This is a genomic window from Bradyrhizobium sp. HKCCYLRH1034 (genome assembly GCF_051168375.1).
In the GTDB taxonomy this organism is placed as follows: domain Bacteria; phylum Pseudomonadota; class Alphaproteobacteria; order Rhizobiales; family Xanthobacteraceae; genus Bradyrhizobium.
In genome coordinates this window covers 215,134-230,711 of sequence record NZ_JBNPUW010000002.1, presented here as the reverse complement: position 1 = coordinate 230,711, position 15,578 = coordinate 215,134, and the positions used below count along the sequence as shown (strand labels likewise).

The window sequence follows — 15,578 nt, the reverse complement described above, 5'->3', positions numbered from 1 at the left end:
CGCCGTGGCGCCGCTGGTCAGCATCTCCGAACTGAAGGTCGCCTTCGACGGCACGCCCGTGCTGCACGGCATCGATCTTGACATCGGTAGGGGCGAGGCCATCGGCCTCGTCGGCGAGTCCGGATCCGGCAAGTCGGTGACGTGGCTCGCGGCGCTGGGTCTCCTGCCCGGCAAGGCGAAAGTATCAGGCTCGGCCAGGCTCGAAGGCCGCGAGCTGCTCGGCGCTGACGGCAAGGTGCTCGACCAGGTGCGCGGCCGCCGCATCGCGATGATCTTCCAGGATCCCGCCAGCGCGCTCAATCCGGTGCTCACGATCCGGCGCCAGTTGTGCGAAAGCCTCGCGCTGCATCGCGGGCTGCGCGGCGAGGCTGCGCGGGCCGAGGCGCTCAGGCTGCTCGATCTCGTCGGCATCCCCGATGCGGCACGCCGGCTGTCCGCCTATCCGCACGAGTTCTCCGGCGGCCAAGTCCAGCGCATCATGATCGCAATGGCACTGGCCGGACAGCCCGAGCTGCTGATCGCCGACGAGCCCACCACCGCGCTCGACGCCACCATCCAGGCGCAGATCCTCGATCTGCTGTCGGCCATCCGGCGCGAGTTCAACATGGCGATGGTCCTGATCAGCCATGACCTCGGCGTCGTCGCGGAGAATTGCGACCGCGTCTGCGTGATGTATGCCGGCCGCATCGTCGAGCGCGCGCCCGCGGCGCGGCTGTTCGATGATCCCTGGCACCCTTATGCGCAGGGCCTGATCGGCGCGCTGCCGCCGCTCGATGGCATCAGGCGGCGGCTGCAGGCCATTCCCGGAACAGTGCCTGATCCGCGCGCACTGCCCAGCGGCTGCGCCTTCGCGCCGCGCTGCACGTTTGCCGGCGACGGCTGCCATGCCGGCGTGCCGCCACTGGCGGCGGTCGAGCCGGTGGAGCCGGACCGCGCGGTGGCCTGCCTGCGGCCGCAGCGCCTGCCGATGGAGCTCGCCGCCGAATGACAGCGCCGCTGGTCGAGGTCCAGGCGATCTCGCGCACCTATCGGATGAGGACCGGCCTGTTCGGGCGCGCCGCATCCGTCCACGCCGTCGACGGCCTGAGCTTCTCGATCCAAAAGGGCGAGACGCTCGGCATCGTCGGCGAGTCCGGCTCCGGCAAGTCCACCACCGGCCGCATGGTGCTCGGTCTCGAGCCGCCCGACCGCGGCAGTGTGCGCTTCGACGGCGCCCCGATCGCAGCGCCAGGCTCGGCGGCGTGGCGCGCCCAGCGCGCGCGCATGCAGATGATCTTCCAGGATCCGCTCGGCGCGCTCGATCGACGACTTCCCGTTGCCGCGCAGATCCGCGAGCCGCTCGACATCCACGACATCGGCACGGCCGCCGAGCGCGACGCGCGCGTGCATGAGCTGCTCCAGGCTGTCGATCTCAACGACGGCCATGGCGCCCGCTATCCCGGCGCGCTGTCGGGCGGTCAGCGCCAGCGCATCGTGCTCGCCCGTGCGCTCGCGACCAAGCCCGACTTCCTCGTCTGCGACGAACCGGTCAGCGCGCTCGACGTCTCGATCCAGGCGCAGGTGGTGAACCTGCTGGTCGATCTCCAGGCCCGGCTCGGTCTGACGATGCTGTTCATCAGCCATGATCTGCGCGTCGTCCGGCAGATCAGCAGCAAGGTGGCCGTGATGTATCTCGGCCGCATCGTCGAATATGGCGATGCCGACGACCTGTTCGCGCGGCCGCAACATCCCTACACGCAGGCGCTGGTGTCCGCTTCCCCTGCTCCGGGACGCCGCAGCACCAGCCGCATCGTACTGACGGGCGACCCACCGAATCCGGCGGCGCGCCCCGCCGGCTGTGCCTTCCACCCGCGCTGCAGCCACGCGACCGCCCGCTGCGCCAACGAGGTGCCCGCGCTCACCGCGCTGGATCGGCAGCGCCAGGTGGCCTGTCATCTCGCTTCGGGGCCGCAGTCGCAGACCGAGGTCGCCGCGTGATGCTGCGCTATCTCGCCATCCGCCTGGCGCGCGCGCTGCTGACCATCGCGCTCGTCGTCACCTTTGCCTTCATCGTGCTGCGGCTGTCGGGCGATCCCGCGCTGATGATCATGGGGCCCGAGGCGCCGCCCGAGGTCATCGCCGCCTTCCGCAAGGCGTGGGGTCTCGATCATCCGATCTGGATGCAGTATCTCGACTACTTCAAGGCGATCGGCCAGGGCGAGCTCGGACGCTCGATGCGCGACGGCCGGCCCGCGATCCAGCTCGTCATTGAGCGCATCCCCGCGACCTTGGCGCTGACCATTCCGGCGTTCCTGCTGAAAGTGCTGCTCGGCATTCCCGCCGGCATCTACGCCGCGCTGCACCGCGGATCGGCGATCGACCGCGCCGTGATGATCACGGCGGTGGCGGGCTTCACGGTGCCGAGCTTCGTGCTGGCCCTGATCCTGGTGCTGATCTTCGCCGTGCAGCTCGGCTGGCTGCCGTCGGGCGGACAGGACTCGTGGCGGCACGCCATCCTGCCGATCGTGACGCTCGGCTTCGGCGGCGCCGCGGTGCTGGCGCGGTTCACGCGCAGCGCCATGCTGGAAATTCTCGGCCAGCCCTACATCAGAACGGCGTCGGCCAAGGGCGTGCCGTGGCGCCGGGTGATCACGGATCACGCGCTGCCCAACGCGGCGATCCCCACCGTCACCATTCTCGGCTTCATGGTCGGCAGCCTGATCGCCGGCGCGGTCGTCGTCGAGAGCGTGTTCTCCTGGCCCGGCGTCGGCCGTCTCCTGGTCGTCGCCGTCGCCAACCGCGACCTCGCGGTCGTGCAATGCATCCTGCTGCTGGTGGCGATGACCATGGTCACGTCGAACCTGATGGTGGATTTCCTCTACGGCCTGCTGGATCCGCGGCTGCGTAGCAAGGGAGCCGAGGCATGACCGACCTTGCATTGAAATCGCCTGCCGCGCGGCGGCTGTGCTGGCCGAACATTCCCGTCTCCGTGACCATCGCAGTCGGCTGGATCGTCGCGATGCTGCTGCTGGCGATCTTCGCCGATCAGCTCGCGCCGCATGGCTTCACCAAATTCGATCTGCGCAATCGCCTGTCGCTGCCGGGCAACCCGGCGCATTGGCTCGGCACCGACGAGCTCGGTCGCGACGTGCTGTCGCGTCTGATCGTGTCGATCCGGATTTCGCTCTTGATCGCGTTCGGCGCGACCGCGATCTCCGCCATCGCCGGCACCACGCTCGGCTTTCTCGCCGCGCATTTCCGCGGCCTGGTCGAGCAGGCCGTGCTGATGCTGGCGGACTTCCAGGCCAGCATGCCGTTCCTGATTCTGGCGCTCGCCGTGCTCGCCTTCTTCGGCAACTCGCTGCCGCTCTTGATCGGGTTGATGGGCCTGTTCGGCTGGGAGCGCTATGCGCGCATCGCGCGCGGCCTCGCCATCTCCGCCAATGCACAAGGCTATGCCGCCGCCGTCCGACAGCTCGGCGCAACGCCGCAGCGCGTCTATCTCAGGCACATCTTGCCGAACATCGCCTCGACCCTCATCGTGTCGATGACGCTGGTGTTTCCCGAAGTCATCCTGCTGGAGTCCGGTCTCTCCTTCCTCGGCCTCGGCGTGCAGCCGCCGATGACGAGCCTTGGCAACATGGTCGGCTATGGCCGCGAATATCTGACGCGCGCACCATGGATCATGCTGGCACCGGCGATCACCATCGTGGTGACGACGCTCGCCGTCTCGGTGATCGGCGACTGGCTGCGCGACCGGCTCGATCCGACGCTGCAATAGCCTCGATCAGCGGCGAGCCTCGTGACTCGCCGCGGCACTATGCTCGCAGATGATCTGGGCATTCCCCGCTTGCTCGCCCGCCAGCGCCATCCATCTCGACGCCTGCTGCAACCACTGATCGCGGCGAGCCGGATCGCGTTCGGCCTCCTCGCGACAGCTCAATGCCGCAGTCATGCACGCCGATCTTCTGTCCATGAATCATGGTCCGACACATCAACGTAAACGGCACTTACATATGATATCGCGACTTCAGATTGCGATCAATTCGATGCTGCCTTGCCGCTACGCTTCCGCATGACGCATCGGCAATGAATGATGCGCGTGACAGGCGGCGACCGCGGCATGGCCAAATGCCACCGCGATCTGATGCAGGTCGGTGACGACGTCGCCGATGCCATAGAGTCCCGCGACGCCGCAGCGCTGCTTGGCATCGACCTCGAGAAAGCCATCGGATGTATGCCGCGCGCCGAGCTTGATGGCGAGCTCGGAGCGAACATCGGCGCCCATCGCAGGATACACGATCTCGAACCGTTCGCTGCTGCCGTCGACGAATGACGCCTCGATCGCACCGTCTTGGCGCTGCAACGCATGAAGTTGTGGCGTCACCCGAACGCCGGCGGCGGCGAGCTCCTGCCGCTTCGCCGCATCCTGCTCATCATCGATCGGGATCAAGGTGACGTCCGAACTGTAGACGCGCATGAACAGCGCCTTGCCAGCGGCGTGACCGAGCGCGCCCACGATGGCGATCTTGTGGTCGATGGTTTCAAAGCCGTCGCAGACCGGACAATAGCGCAGCTCGCCGTCACGGACCGCCGCTCTCCAATCGGCGAGCGACGTCTGCTTGTCGACGATACCCGTCGCGAGGATGACGCGCTGTGCCGCGACCGCACCGCGCTCGTGAGTCGCGACCAGATCTCCGTCATGCGTCTCGAGAGCGCTCACCGTCCTCCGGACGATAGGAACGTGAAGTTCCTCGACCTGCCGCTGCATTCGTGCGAGCAGCTCGCTTCCGGGCATGCCGTTCGGGAACCCCGGCAGGTTGTGGCTCCGCGGAATCAGCGCTGCCCGCGATGCGCCGCCATCGACGACCACGACCCCACGCCGGAACCGGGCCAGGTAAATCGCGGCCATCAGTCCAGCTGGCCCGCCGCCTATGACGAGGACTTCGGTGCGCATTGCCGCCCTGCTCCAGTCCTGGCTCAAGCTGCATCGGAGCAGAAAGTTCTCGCGCGGAAAACATTTCGGCAAACGTGTCGATGAAATCGACCCGGAACTCTCTGGAACACAAGTGGAACTTTTGCCACTGAGGGACGTTAACCTATGTCACTGCCGCGGCGGAAAAGCCGTGCAAACTTGGCAGCGAGGGGATTTGTTGCGAGGGCGCGTGGATGCGATTTGTAAATTCGACTGATGAAAGCTTGATGGCGTACTACGAAAGTGTCCGAAAGCAGGTGGCCGCCGACAGCCGGATCGGGGGCCCCTACCGTTTGATCGGCGATCGGGCCAAGCAGTATGCGCAGGAGCTCCAGGCCGAGATGCGGCGGCGGCAGTTGCGCTTCACGCCGATCGATTGGCCGAACTGATTGGGCAAGGGATCGTGGGGCTCACCTCAGCGCTCAAGTTGAAGTATTGCGTTCGACCAGACAGCGCGGCGGTCGTTATTGCGCCCTCTCCCCTTGTGGGAGGCAAGTAGGACAGAGTTTGCGGACAGGCTTGCGATGCCCTCTCCCACAAGGGGAGAGGGCGCTGTATTCTGCAGTGTCACCGCAAAGCCGCGCGAAGCGGGGTCGTCATCCTTCCCACGACCAGCTCGAGAAATCATTCTCGAACTGCGGCACGTCCTTCCAGACACCCTTGAGCTTCTTGTTGATGATTGTGATCCACTGCGGCTGGAACAGGAAGCCCGCAGCGGCATCGGTCGCCAGCATGCGCTGGGCATCGCCGAGCAGCTTGGCGCGCTCGGTCTCGTTCGGCGTATCGACAATCGACTGGTAGAGCTTGTCGAAGGCCTCGGACTGATAGCCGAAGTAGTAATTCTTGTCGGTGAACTTCACGAGATCGAACGGCTCGACATGCGAGACGATGGTCAGGTCGAAATCATGCGGTCCGTTGAAGACCTGTGACAGCCACGCCGCCCATTCGAGATTCTCGATCTTGGCGACGATGCCGACCTTGGCCAATTGAGCCGCGAGCACCTCGCCGCCCTGGCGCGCATAGGCCGGCGGCGGCAGCCGCAGCGACAGTTGCAGCGGCGTGCTCACGCCGGCTTCGGCGAGCAGCTTCTTGGCCTTCTCCGGATCGTAGGGATTGATGTCGGTGGTGTCGACATAGCCGAGCGAGCCCGGCACGTAGAAGCTGCCGATCGGCGTACCCAGGCCGTCGACGGCGCCTTCGACCATCGCCTTGCGATCGATCGCGGCAAGGATCGCGCGGCGGACGCGGACGTCGTCGAGCGGCTTCTTCTTGTTGTTGATGGTGACGATCGTCTTCGCCTTTGAGCCGCCGATCAGCACGGTGAAGCGCGGGTCGGACTTGAACTGCGCGATGGTGCGCGCCGTGGTGCCGCGCGGGAAGGCATCGACGTCACCCGACAACAGCGCAGCGACCTGCGCCGCCGGATCGGAGATGAAGCGGATCGTCACCTTGGACAGCTTCACGGCTGCGGCGTTGCGATAGTCGGGCCATTTGTTCAAGGTCAGGGACGAGCCCTTGGCCCAGCTACCCAGCGTGTACGGTCCAGTACCGACCGGCTGCGTCGCGTTGGTCGGCGCGCTCTTCGGCTCGACGATCGAGGCGGTGGCCTGTCCGAGCAGGAACGGCAGGTTGGGCTCAGAATATTTCAGCTTGACGACGATGGTCTCCGCGTCGGGAGCCGTCACGGACTCCATCGCCTGGAACAGCGCCTTGTCCTTGTTGGTGCTGTTGGCGGCGCCGGCGCGCTCGAACGAGAACTTCACCGCGGCGGAATCGAACGCCTCGCCGTTCTGGAATTTCACGCCCTTGGCGAGCTTGAACGTGTAGCTCTTCAGATCGGACGAGGCCTGCCAGCTCAAGGCCAGCAGCGGCGAGACCGAGCCGTCCTCGTTGATCTTGGTCAGCGTCTCATAGACGTTGTAGAGCGTCACCTCGGCGATGGCCGCCGCGGCCGCGCTGGTCGGATCGAGCCCCGGCGGCTCCAAGGTCATGCCGACAACGACGCTATCCTTCTTGCTCTGCGCGAGAGCCGGCGCGACGGCCGCAACGAGCGCGGCCATGGCGATGATCGATAGTTTCTTGAACATTGTTGTTTCTCCCTGAGGAAGCCAAATTACGCGTCAAAGCGGCTTCGAGACAAGTGGCTGCAGTTCCGTTGCGACGAGCGCCGGCAGCGCCATTACGCTTTCCGCCCGATGGCAGGCAGCGGAATGCTGTCCGGTGAGCGCTCGCAACGCGGGGGCCGTCGCGCGGCACCGGGCATCGGCGAGCGGACAGCGCGGCACGTAGGCGCATCCGGCCGCGCCGAGGGATTGCGAAGCGATCGCAACGCTCTCGCGACGGCGCCGGACCGCGCCGGCCTGGGCCCGCGGCACGGCGTCGAGGAGCGCCCGCGTGTAGGGATGCGCGCAACTTCCGAACAAGTCCTCCGGCCGCCCGCGCTCGACGATGCGGCCGAGATACATCACCGCAACCTCGTCGCAGAGATAGTCGACGACCGCGAGATCATGACTGATCAGCACGTAGCTCAGGCCGAACTGCTCCTGCAGATCCTGCATCAGGTTGAGAACCTGCGCCTGCACGGAAACATCCAGCGCCGACACCGGCTCGTCGGCGACGATCAGCTTCGGCTGGGTGATCAGGGCCCGCGCGATCGCGATGCGCTGGCGCTGCCCCCCGGAAAATTCATGCGGATATTTGTCGATGTCGGCATCGCGCAATCCGACCTGCCGCAGCACGCTCGCGACGCGCCTGCGGAGAGAATCGCGATCCGGGTGTTCGAGAGCCGTCAGCGGCTCGGCGACGATGCGCGCAATGGTCTGGCGCGGATCGAGTGATCCGTAGGGATCCTGAAATACCATCTGGAAATCGCGGCGCGCCCGCCGCAGCTCATCCACCGGGAGGCGGTTGAGATCGCGGCCCACCATCAGCACCGATCCCGCTGACGGCCGCTCCAGCGCCATGATCAGCCGCGCCAGGGTCGACTTGCCAGAGCCGGACTCGCCGACGATGCCGAGGCTCTTGCCCGCCTTCAACGACAGCGACACGCCGTTCAGCGCGAGCACCTCGCCGGGCGGCCGCAGCAGACTCTCTCGCGGCAGCGTGTAGCGCTGTACGAGATCCCTGACCTCGAGCAGCGGCGTCTCTGCAACTCCTTGCGCGGCGGTACTCAAGCGACCACTCCCGCCGGATCACACGCGAGCGCGACGCCGGTCCGGATGCACCGGACGCCGTGCCCGGCGCCGATCTCGATCGACGGCGGCAGCGCCGTGCGACAGGCGTCGATCGCCAGCCCGCAGCGGTCTGCGAACGGACAACCGGCCGGCAGATCGGCGAGCTCCGGCACGGTACCGGCGATGGTCGCAAGGCGCGTGCCCTTGCGGGCCCCGAGCCGCGGCCGCGCGCGGAACAGGCCCTGCGTGTAGGGATGCCCCATGCGCGAGAACACGGCGTCCGTGGTGCCGCTCTCGACCACCGTGCCGCCATACATCACGATCATGCGCTGGACGTTCTCGGCGATGACGCCAAGATCATGCGAGATCAAGATCATCGCCATGCCGCGCTCGGCGACCAGATCGGCGATGAGATCGAGGATCTGACGCTGGATGGTGACGTCGAGCGCAGTGGTCGGCTCGTCGGCGATCAGCACGTCGGGCTTGCAGGCGAGCGCCATCGCGATGGTGATGCGCTGGCGCTGGCCGCCGGAGAACTGGTGCGGATAGGCGCCGTAGCGTCGGGCGGGATCCGGCAGACCGACGCGGTCGAGGAGCGCGATCGCCTGTCGTTTCGCCTCGGTCGCCGTGCAGCCGATATGCCGCAGCAGCGGCTCGGCCACCTGATGACCGATCGTATGCATCGGGTTGAGCGCGGTCATCGGCTCCTGGAAGATCATGCTGATGCGGTTGCCGCGCAGCTTGCAGTAATCGGCATCACCGAGACCGACCAGCTCGCGGCCATCGAGCGTGATGCTGCCGCTGACGACGGCGCTGTCAGGCAGAAGGCCAAGCAGAGCGAGCGCCGTGATCGACTTGCCGCAACCGGACTCGCCGACGATGCCGAGCGTCTCGCCGCGCCGGAGCGTGAAGGAGACCTCGCGCACGGCTTGCGCCGAGCCGCGGCTGGTATTGAGGCGGATGCCGAGACCCGACACATCGAGCAGAGGCTGATCGCCTACCGTCATCGCTGCCTCGCCAGCCGTGGGTCGAGCAGATCGCGCAGGCCGTCGCCGAGCAGGTTGAGGCCGAGCACCGCGAGCGCGATGGCGGCACCGGGATACACGGCGAGGCTCGGCGACTGGAACAACAGGGTCTGCGCATCGTTCAGCATGCGTCCCCAGGACGGCTGCGGCGGCTGCGTGCCGAGGCCCAGATAGGACAGCGCCGCTTCCGCCAGGATCGCCAGCGCGAACTGGATCGTCGCCTGCACGATCAGAATCGACAAGATGTTCGGCAGCACGTGCTCGATGGTGATGCGGAAGCGGCCCTTGCCGGCGGCGCGCGCAGCCAGGATGAACTCGCGCGCCCAGACCGCACCGGCGGAGCCGCGGGTGACGCGCACGAACACCGGGATCTGGAAGATGCCGATCGCGGTGATCGACGTCACCATGCCCGGCCCGATCACCGCCGCCAGCATGATCGCCGACAGCACCGCGGGAAAGGCGAAGGTGAAGTCGCTGAAGCGCATGATCAGTTCCTCGGTCCAGCCGCGCTGCGCGGCTGCGACCAGGCCAAGGCAGACGCCGCAGGTGAGACCGATGCCGACGGCGATGATGCCGACCAGAATGGTCGCGCGCGCACCCACCAGCAATAGCGAGACGATGTCGCGGCCGAGCACGTCGGTGCCCAGCCAATGCGCTGCTGATGGCGGCCGCAATTTGGACGCGACATCGATCTCATAGGCCGACCATGGCGTCCAGAGCAGCGACAGCAGCGCGGCGCCGAGCACCAGCAGACAGAGCAGCGCGCCGACCGTGAAGCTGCGATGGCGCAGCGCGCGGCGCCAGAACGCGTTGGACGCAGGCGCAGCGCCCGTTTGAACGACCACGGCGGAACTCACAGCTCGTGCACCTTGATGCGCGGATCGATCACCGCATACAGGACATCGACCACGAAGTTGACGATGATCACCATGGCCGCCAGCAGCATCACGCAGTTGCGCACCACGATCAGGTCGCGATTGGCGATCGACTGGAAGATGAGGCGCCCCAGGCCCGGGAGATAGAACACGTTCTCGATCACGATGGTGCCGGCGAGCAGGTTGGCGAATTGCAGCCCCATCACGGTGAGCACCGGGATCATGGCGTTGCGCAGCACGTGCTGCCACAGCACCTCGCGCTTCGTCAGGCCCTTGGCGCGCGCGGTGCGGACGAAATCCTCGCGCAGAACGTCGAGCACGGCCGAGCGCGTCACCCGCGCCAGGATCGCGGCCTGCACCACTGCCAGCGCCACAGCCGGCAACAGCAGCGCGCGCAGACCCGGCCAGATGCCGTCCTCCCAGCCGGGAAAGCCGCCGGCCGACAGCCATTGCAGCTTCACCGCAAACAGGAGGATCAGCAGGATCGCGAACCAGAAGTTCGGCAAGGCGATGCCGATCTGGGTCAGCGACATGACGCCGACATCGCCGAGACGGTTGTGATTGGCGGCCGTGTAGATGCCGGCCGTGAGCGCCAGCACGGTCGTGAGCCCCATGGCCAGGATCGCGAGCGGAATGGTCATCGCCAGCCGCTCGCGGATCAGTTCGGCCACCGGCGTGCCATAGGCGTAGCTGTTGCCGAGATCGCCGCTCAGCAGGCCGCCGATCCAGTGCAGGTAACGCAACGCCAGCGGCTGATCCAGCCCGAGCTTGACGGTCAGCGCCCTGACCGCATCCGGCGAGGCATCCGCGCCCATCAGCATCTGGGCGGCATTGCCCGGCAGCGCGTCGAGCACCAGGAATATGATCAGTGACGCGCCGACGAGGGTCGCCAGCAAGGTCAGGAAGCGCCGCAGCAGAAAAACGCTCATTCGCGCCGGGACTCCAGTTTTCGGCGGCCGCACGTTCCACAGCTTTCGGCTCCGATGCAAGCCCGTTGCCTGCATGATTGCCATTGCCGGGCGGAGGCACCTTCACACACCGCATCCGCCGGGGTATCGCCGGCTTGATCCCGGTCAACGGCGGAGCGCCGGCGACCGCCATCATGCGGCTGATCGCAACAACGCAAGGGCCCATCTCGATCATGACCATCCGTCCGAGCTTTCTCTGGGGCGCCTCGACCTCGGCCTTCCAGATCGAGGGCGCGGCGCACCTCGACGGCCGCGCCGACAGCATCTGGGATGTCTATCTGCGCGCCCCCGGCCGGGTGAGCCACAACGACACCGCCGAGACCGCCTGCGATCACTATCATCGCTACGCGGAGGACGTGGCGCTGATGCGCGATCTCGGCCTCAATGCCTATCGGTTCTCGATCGCCTGGCCGCGGCTGCTACCGCAAGGCCGCGGCGCGGCCAACGAAGCCGGCCTCGCCTTCTACGACCGCCTCATCGACGCCCTGCTTGCCGCTGAGATAGAGCCGTGGCTCTGTCTCTACCACTGGGACCTGCCGCAGGCGCTGGAGGCGCTCGGCGGCTGGCAGAACCGCGACATCGTCGGCTGGTTCGCCGACTATGCCGCGCTGGTCGCGCGGCGCTATGGCGACCGGGTCAAGCGCTTCGCCACCTTCAACGAGCCCTGCGTGTTCACGCTGTTCGGCTACGGCCTCGGCTGGCACGCGCCGGGGATCGCCGACGGAGCGGCCCTGCACAAGGCCATTCATCACGTCAATCTCAGCCACGGCCGCGCCGTCGACGTGCTGCGCAGGGACGTGGCCGGCGCCTCGATCGGCGCCATCCACAATCGGCAGCCCTGCTACCCTGCGAGCGACAGTGCGGAGGACGCCGCGGCCGCCTTGCGGCTCGCCGCCTATTGGAACGATGCCTTCCCGTTTCCGCAGGCCTTTGCCTGCTACCCGCCGGAGCTCCAGGACGCCGTCGCGCCCTATATCGCACCCGGCGACATGGCGCAGATCGCCCGCCCCGTCGACTGGTTCGGGCTCAATCACTATTCGCCGCATTACATCAAGGCGGGCAGCAACCTGATGGGCGCCAGCTTCGGAGCGCCTCCCGCGGCAGTGCCGCGCAGCGCAATCGGCTGGCCCGTCGTGCCCGAGGCGTTCCGCGATACGCTCCTGGACATCCACAGCCGGTTCCGGCTTCCGATCTACGTGCTGGAGAACGGAACGGCGGCCAATGACACCGTCGATGCATCCGGCTGCATCCAGGACGACGGCAGGATCGGCTATCTCAAGGCCTATACGACCGCGATGGAACAGGCGATCGCGGCGGGCGCCGACGTGCGCGGCTATTTCGTCTGGTCGCTCCTGGATAATTTTGAATGGGGAGCGGGCTATTCGCAGCGCTTCGGCATTGTCTATGTCGATCGCGCCACCCAGCGCCGCATTCCCAAGGCGTCGGCGCGGTGGTATTCGAACATGATTGCCGCTCACCGGGTATCCGACGATCCCGCCGGGCGGCACAACCGGGCGGAAGAGTGAGGATGAGCGAACGCGTTCTTCTGGGCGACATCGGCGGCACCAATGCGCGGTTCGCGCTGCTTGACGGCCACGTCATCGGCGAGGTCGCGCATCTCAAGGTCGCCGACTTCCCGACCATCACGGACGCGATCACCGACTTCCTGTTGCGACACGCCGCCGGCGGCCCGCCCACCGCGGCCGTGCTCGACATCGCCGGCCCGATCGAGCGCAATCGCGGCATGCTCACCAACTCGACCTGGGTGATCGACGGCGCCGAGCTGGCGGAGCGGTTCAAGCTGCGCTCGGCCAAGCTCCTGAACGATTTCGAGGCGGTCGGCTGGTCGCTGCCGGTGCTGCATCCCGACGACCTGTTTCCGCTTGGCGGAAGCGCCGCGGTCGACGGCGCGCCGATGCTGGTGATCGGCCCCGGCACCGGCTTCGGCGCCGCGTGCTATCTCCCGGCAGAAGGCCGTCCCACGGTTGCCGTGACCGAGGCCGGCCATGCCACGCTGCCGGCGACGACGGCGCGCGAGGCCGCCGTGCTCGCCAAGATGCGCGAGCGCTTCGGCCATGTCTCGATCGAGCGTGCGCTGTCGGGCATGGGCCTTGCGAACGTCTATCAGGCCATTGCCGCGGTCGACGGGGTCACGGTGCCGCCGCGCGATGCCGCAGCGATCACTCACGCCGCGCTGGACGGCAGTTGCGCCACCAGCCGCGCGACTCTCGACATGTTCTGCGCCTGGCTCGGCGCCGTCGCCGGCAACCTCGCGCTCACCTTCTGCGCCCGCGGCGGTGTCTACATCGCCGGCGGCATCCCGCCGCGGTTTCCGGACTACTTTGCCAGATCCGATTTCCGCCGGCAGTTCGAGGGCAAGGGGCGCTATGACAGCTATCTGCGTCCGATCCCGGTTCATCTCGTTATCAAGCCCGACATCAGCTTCCTCGGTCTCAAATCGTTCTTCGAGGCCGGCATCACCGCGAGCGGCGGCTCCCCGACCCACTGAGATCGAATGAGCGACATCGTCACGATCACGCCGAACCCGGCCGTCGACATCTCGACGACCGTCGAGAAAATCGTGCCGGTGGCCAAGCTGCGCGGCACGACGCAACAGCGAGATCCCGGCGGCGGCGGCATCAACGTCGCCCGTGTCATCGCCCGCCTCGGCGGCGACGTCACCGCGCTCTATCCGGTCGGCGGTCCGACCGGCCTGCTGCTGAAGCAACTCGTCGAGAAGGAAGGCGTCGCCAGCCGCACCTGGGCGACGGCCGAGGACACGCGCGAGGACTTCTTCGTCCAGGAGCGCGTCAGCGGCCAGCCCTATCGCTTCATCCTGCCGGGTCCGACGCTGACCGAGGCCGAATGGCAGGCCGGCCTTGCCTTGCTCGCAGCCCAGGATCCGTTTCCCCGCTTCGTCGTCGGCAGCGGCAGCCTGCCGCGCGGCGTGCCGACCGACTTCTATGCGCGCGTTGCGACGCTTGCACGGTCACGCGGCGCGCAATTCGTGCTCGACACCTCGGGGCCAGCTTTGGCCGCGGCGGTAGCCGGCGGCATCGACCTGATGAAGCCGTCGCTGCACGAGATGCAAGAGCTGGTCGGCGGCCCGCTGCCCGATGCCACGGCGTGGGAGAAAGCCGCCCACGCGCTGGTCGCGAGCGGCAAGGCCGGCACCGTCGCGCTGACCATGGGTCATCTCGGCGCCCTGCTGGTCACCCGCGACCGCGTGCTGCGCGCTCAGCCGCTGACGATGGTGCCGGTCAATGCGGTCGGCGCCGGTGACAGTTTTCTCGGCGCATTGGTCGCGAAGCTCGCCGCGGGCGAGTTGCTGGACGACGCGTTTCGCTTTGCGGTCGCCGCAGGTGCCGCGGCGCTGCTGCGCACCGGCACCGCGCTGTCCGATCCCGCCGACGTCAGCCGTCTGCAGGCTGACGTGCGGCTCGAGACGGCGTGACATCGCCCGCCGCATCACCGTTGAGCCGATCGAGCGAGAGCAGCAACCCGCCGACGCGCTCCAGCGACGACATCCACTCGGCGAGGCGGTTGAAATTGTCCACCATCCAATTGAACGACCCCTGCACCAGCGTGAACGCAGCGGCTGCCTGGGTGAGTTCGCCCAGGGTCATCTGATCGCCGAGGAACTTCGGCGCGCACAGCACGAGGCCGATGATCGGCGCGAGCAGCGTATTCAGATGAGACACCAGGGTGTTGCGCATCAGCTGCCAGCACAGCCGCTTCCATTGCTGGATCGTGCGGTCGAGCGCCATCCACAGCCCGGCAACGACGCTGCGTTCTTCCTGCTTGGGCGCGATGCCTTCGCCGATGTCGCGCAAGTGATGGGCTGCGGTGATCAGCTCCGACTCGGCCTGGTTCTTGGTCTGAATGACGCGCGTGAGTGGCGAACCGACCCACAGCATGGCCCCGGTCACCAGCCCGGAATAGATGACGACGCTGACCACCAGGTAGCCTGGAATCCACAATTGGTGCCCGGCCACGGCAAAGCCGATGGATCCGCCGACCTGCCACAGCACCTGGACGAACACGACCGCCGTCAGCAGCGAGGAGATCACACTGACCACGAAGTCGATCGGTGCATCGGTGGCGATGCGGACATCCTCGGCAATACGATACTCCGGAATCTTCAGATCGCCCTGCACCGTCGCGAGCCGCGCATAGCGATCGTTCTCGACCCAGTAGTTGATCACCTTGGCGCTCAACCATTGCCGCCAGTTGCGTTGCATCACCATGCGGCCCCACACCGAGACGATCGCCAGCACGACGCTCGCCAGACAAAGCGGAATGAGCAGAACGGCCTGCTGCCGCAGCCGCGTCGGATCGCGGCCCTCCAATGCGTCGAAGAAATCCCTGTTCCAGTAATTGAACCGAAATTGCACGTAGAGCTGAAGCACCACGAGGACGATCAGGGCGACGCAGAGCAGCCAGACCCGCCATGCCGTCGATCCGAGCCAGAATTGCCGCGCCGTGAGCCAGAACCGCGACCATTCGCGATTGCCGTCCTCGTTCTCGTCGTCGGAGATCATTGGTGATCCGGATGGGTACGATTGATGGGTCTTAACAAACAT

Annotated in this window: 16 protein-coding genes; 9 read left to right on the top strand and 7 right to left on the bottom strand. The window is 66.8% G+C overall.

From position 1 onward, the window contains the following. Positions 1-4: 4 nt before the first annotated feature. The 4 genes from ACQR0W_RS04905 to ACQR0W_RS04890 are packed head-to-tail and all read left to right on the top strand — an operon-like array spanning position 5 to position 3,760. Positions 5-988, top strand: coding sequence for an ABC transporter ATP-binding protein (locus tag ACQR0W_RS04905; protein WP_316169624.1), 984 nt, complete (start codon positions 5-7; stop codon positions 986-988). Beyond that, positions 985-1,977 (top strand): ABC transporter ATP-binding protein, encoded by a 993-nt coding sequence (locus ACQR0W_RS04900; RefSeq protein WP_316169242.1) that lies wholly within the window; start codon positions 985-987, stop codon positions 1,975-1,977. Before ACQR0W_RS04905 ends, ACQR0W_RS04900 begins: the two co-directional genes overlap by 4 nt. Next, positions 1,977-2,906: an ABC transporter permease gene (locus ACQR0W_RS04895; protein ID WP_316169243.1), complete on the top strand. Its 930-nt coding sequence runs from the start codon at positions 1,977-1,979 to the stop codon at positions 2,904-2,906. Before ACQR0W_RS04900 ends, ACQR0W_RS04895 begins: the two co-directional genes overlap by 1 nt. Further along, positions 2,903-3,760, top strand: coding sequence for an ABC transporter permease (locus ACQR0W_RS04890; RefSeq protein ID WP_316169244.1), 858 nt, complete (start codon positions 2,903-2,905; stop codon positions 3,758-3,760). The genes ACQR0W_RS04895 and ACQR0W_RS04890 overlap by 4 nt, the downstream gene beginning before the upstream one ends. A gap of 282 nt (positions 3,761-4,042) precedes the next feature. Here ACQR0W_RS04890 and ACQR0W_RS04885 read toward each other — a convergent pair whose 3' ends face one another. Continuing rightward, on the bottom strand, positions 4,043-4,936 hold the full coding sequence (locus tag ACQR0W_RS04885; protein ID WP_315714268.1) for an NAD(P)/FAD-dependent oxidoreductase: 894 nt from the start codon (positions 4,934-4,936) through the stop codon (positions 4,043-4,045). Between ACQR0W_RS04885 and ACQR0W_RS04880 the strand changes: the two genes are divergently transcribed. Together ACQR0W_RS04880 and ACQR0W_RS04875 are read left to right on the top strand one after the other, a co-directional pair. Continuing rightward, positions 4,929-5,171, top strand: coding sequence for a hypothetical protein (locus ACQR0W_RS04880; protein ID WP_315714267.1), 243 nt, complete (start codon positions 4,929-4,931; stop codon positions 5,169-5,171). The genes ACQR0W_RS04885 and ACQR0W_RS04880 overlap by 8 nt on opposite strands. A 10-nt stretch (positions 5,172-5,181) precedes the next feature. Then, the gene (locus ACQR0W_RS04875; RefSeq protein WP_315714266.1) at positions 5,182-5,343 is read left to right on the top strand and encodes a hypothetical protein; all 162 of its coding nucleotides are present in this window, start codon (positions 5,182-5,184) and stop codon (positions 5,341-5,343) included. 207 nt (positions 5,344-5,550) lie between these two features. On the opposite strand, the gene ACQR0W_RS04870 is transcribed toward ACQR0W_RS04875, so the two are convergent. From ACQR0W_RS04870 to ACQR0W_RS04850, 5 genes are read right to left on the bottom strand one after another with little or no spacing between them, the layout of a single operon-like run. After that, positions 5,551-7,041 carry an ABC transporter substrate-binding protein gene (locus ACQR0W_RS04870; RefSeq protein WP_316169245.1) on the bottom strand — a complete coding sequence of 497 codons (1,491 nt, stop codon included), beginning with the start codon at positions 7,039-7,041 and terminating at the stop codon, positions 5,551-5,553. A 33-nt stretch (positions 7,042-7,074) separates the two neighbouring features. Further along, on the bottom strand, positions 7,075-8,127 hold the full coding sequence (locus ACQR0W_RS04865) for an ABC transporter ATP-binding protein (protein ID WP_316169246.1): 1,053 nt from the start codon (positions 8,125-8,127) through the stop codon (positions 7,075-7,077). Next, positions 8,124-9,134: an ABC transporter ATP-binding protein gene (locus ACQR0W_RS04860; protein ID WP_315714263.1), complete on the bottom strand. Its 1,011-nt coding sequence runs from the start codon at positions 9,132-9,134 to the stop codon at positions 8,124-8,126. The genes ACQR0W_RS04865 and ACQR0W_RS04860 overlap by 4 nt, the downstream gene beginning before the upstream one ends. Further along, positions 9,131-9,997 (bottom strand): ABC transporter permease, encoded by an 867-nt coding sequence (locus ACQR0W_RS04855; RefSeq protein WP_315714262.1) that lies wholly within the window; start codon positions 9,995-9,997, stop codon positions 9,131-9,133. The genes ACQR0W_RS04860 and ACQR0W_RS04855 overlap by 4 nt, the downstream gene beginning before the upstream one ends. An 8-nt stretch (positions 9,998-10,005) precedes the next feature. Further along, positions 10,006-10,956, bottom strand: coding sequence for an ABC transporter permease (locus ACQR0W_RS04850; protein ID WP_315714261.1), 951 nt, complete (start codon positions 10,954-10,956; stop codon positions 10,006-10,008). Between the two features lie 212 nt (positions 10,957-11,168). Between ACQR0W_RS04850 and ACQR0W_RS04845 the strand changes: the two genes are divergently transcribed. Genes ACQR0W_RS04845 through ACQR0W_RS04835 form a run of 3 tightly spaced genes read left to right on the top strand, consistent with a single transcriptional unit; the run spans position 11,169 to position 14,449 of the window. After that, positions 11,169-12,521 (top strand): GH1 family beta-glucosidase, encoded by a 1,353-nt coding sequence (locus ACQR0W_RS04845; protein ID WP_315714391.1) that lies wholly within the window; start codon positions 11,169-11,171, stop codon positions 12,519-12,521. 2 nt (positions 12,522-12,523) lie between these two features. Further along, on the top strand, positions 12,524-13,504 hold the full coding sequence (glk, locus tag ACQR0W_RS04840; protein ID WP_316169247.1) for a glucokinase: 981 nt from the start codon (positions 12,524-12,526) through the stop codon (positions 13,502-13,504). 6 nt (positions 13,505-13,510) lie between these two features. Further along, positions 13,511-14,449 (top strand): 1-phosphofructokinase family hexose kinase, encoded by a 939-nt coding sequence (locus tag ACQR0W_RS04835; protein ID WP_316169248.1) that lies wholly within the window; start codon positions 13,511-13,513, stop codon positions 14,447-14,449. Here ACQR0W_RS04835 and ACQR0W_RS04830 read toward each other — a convergent pair. After that, positions 14,409-15,536 (bottom strand): SbmA/BacA-like family transporter, encoded by a 1,128-nt coding sequence (locus ACQR0W_RS04830; protein ID WP_316169249.1) that lies wholly within the window; start codon positions 15,534-15,536, stop codon positions 14,409-14,411. The two genes, ACQR0W_RS04835 and ACQR0W_RS04830, sit on opposite strands and share 41 nt — an antisense overlap. Positions 15,537-15,578 lie beyond the last annotated feature (42 nt).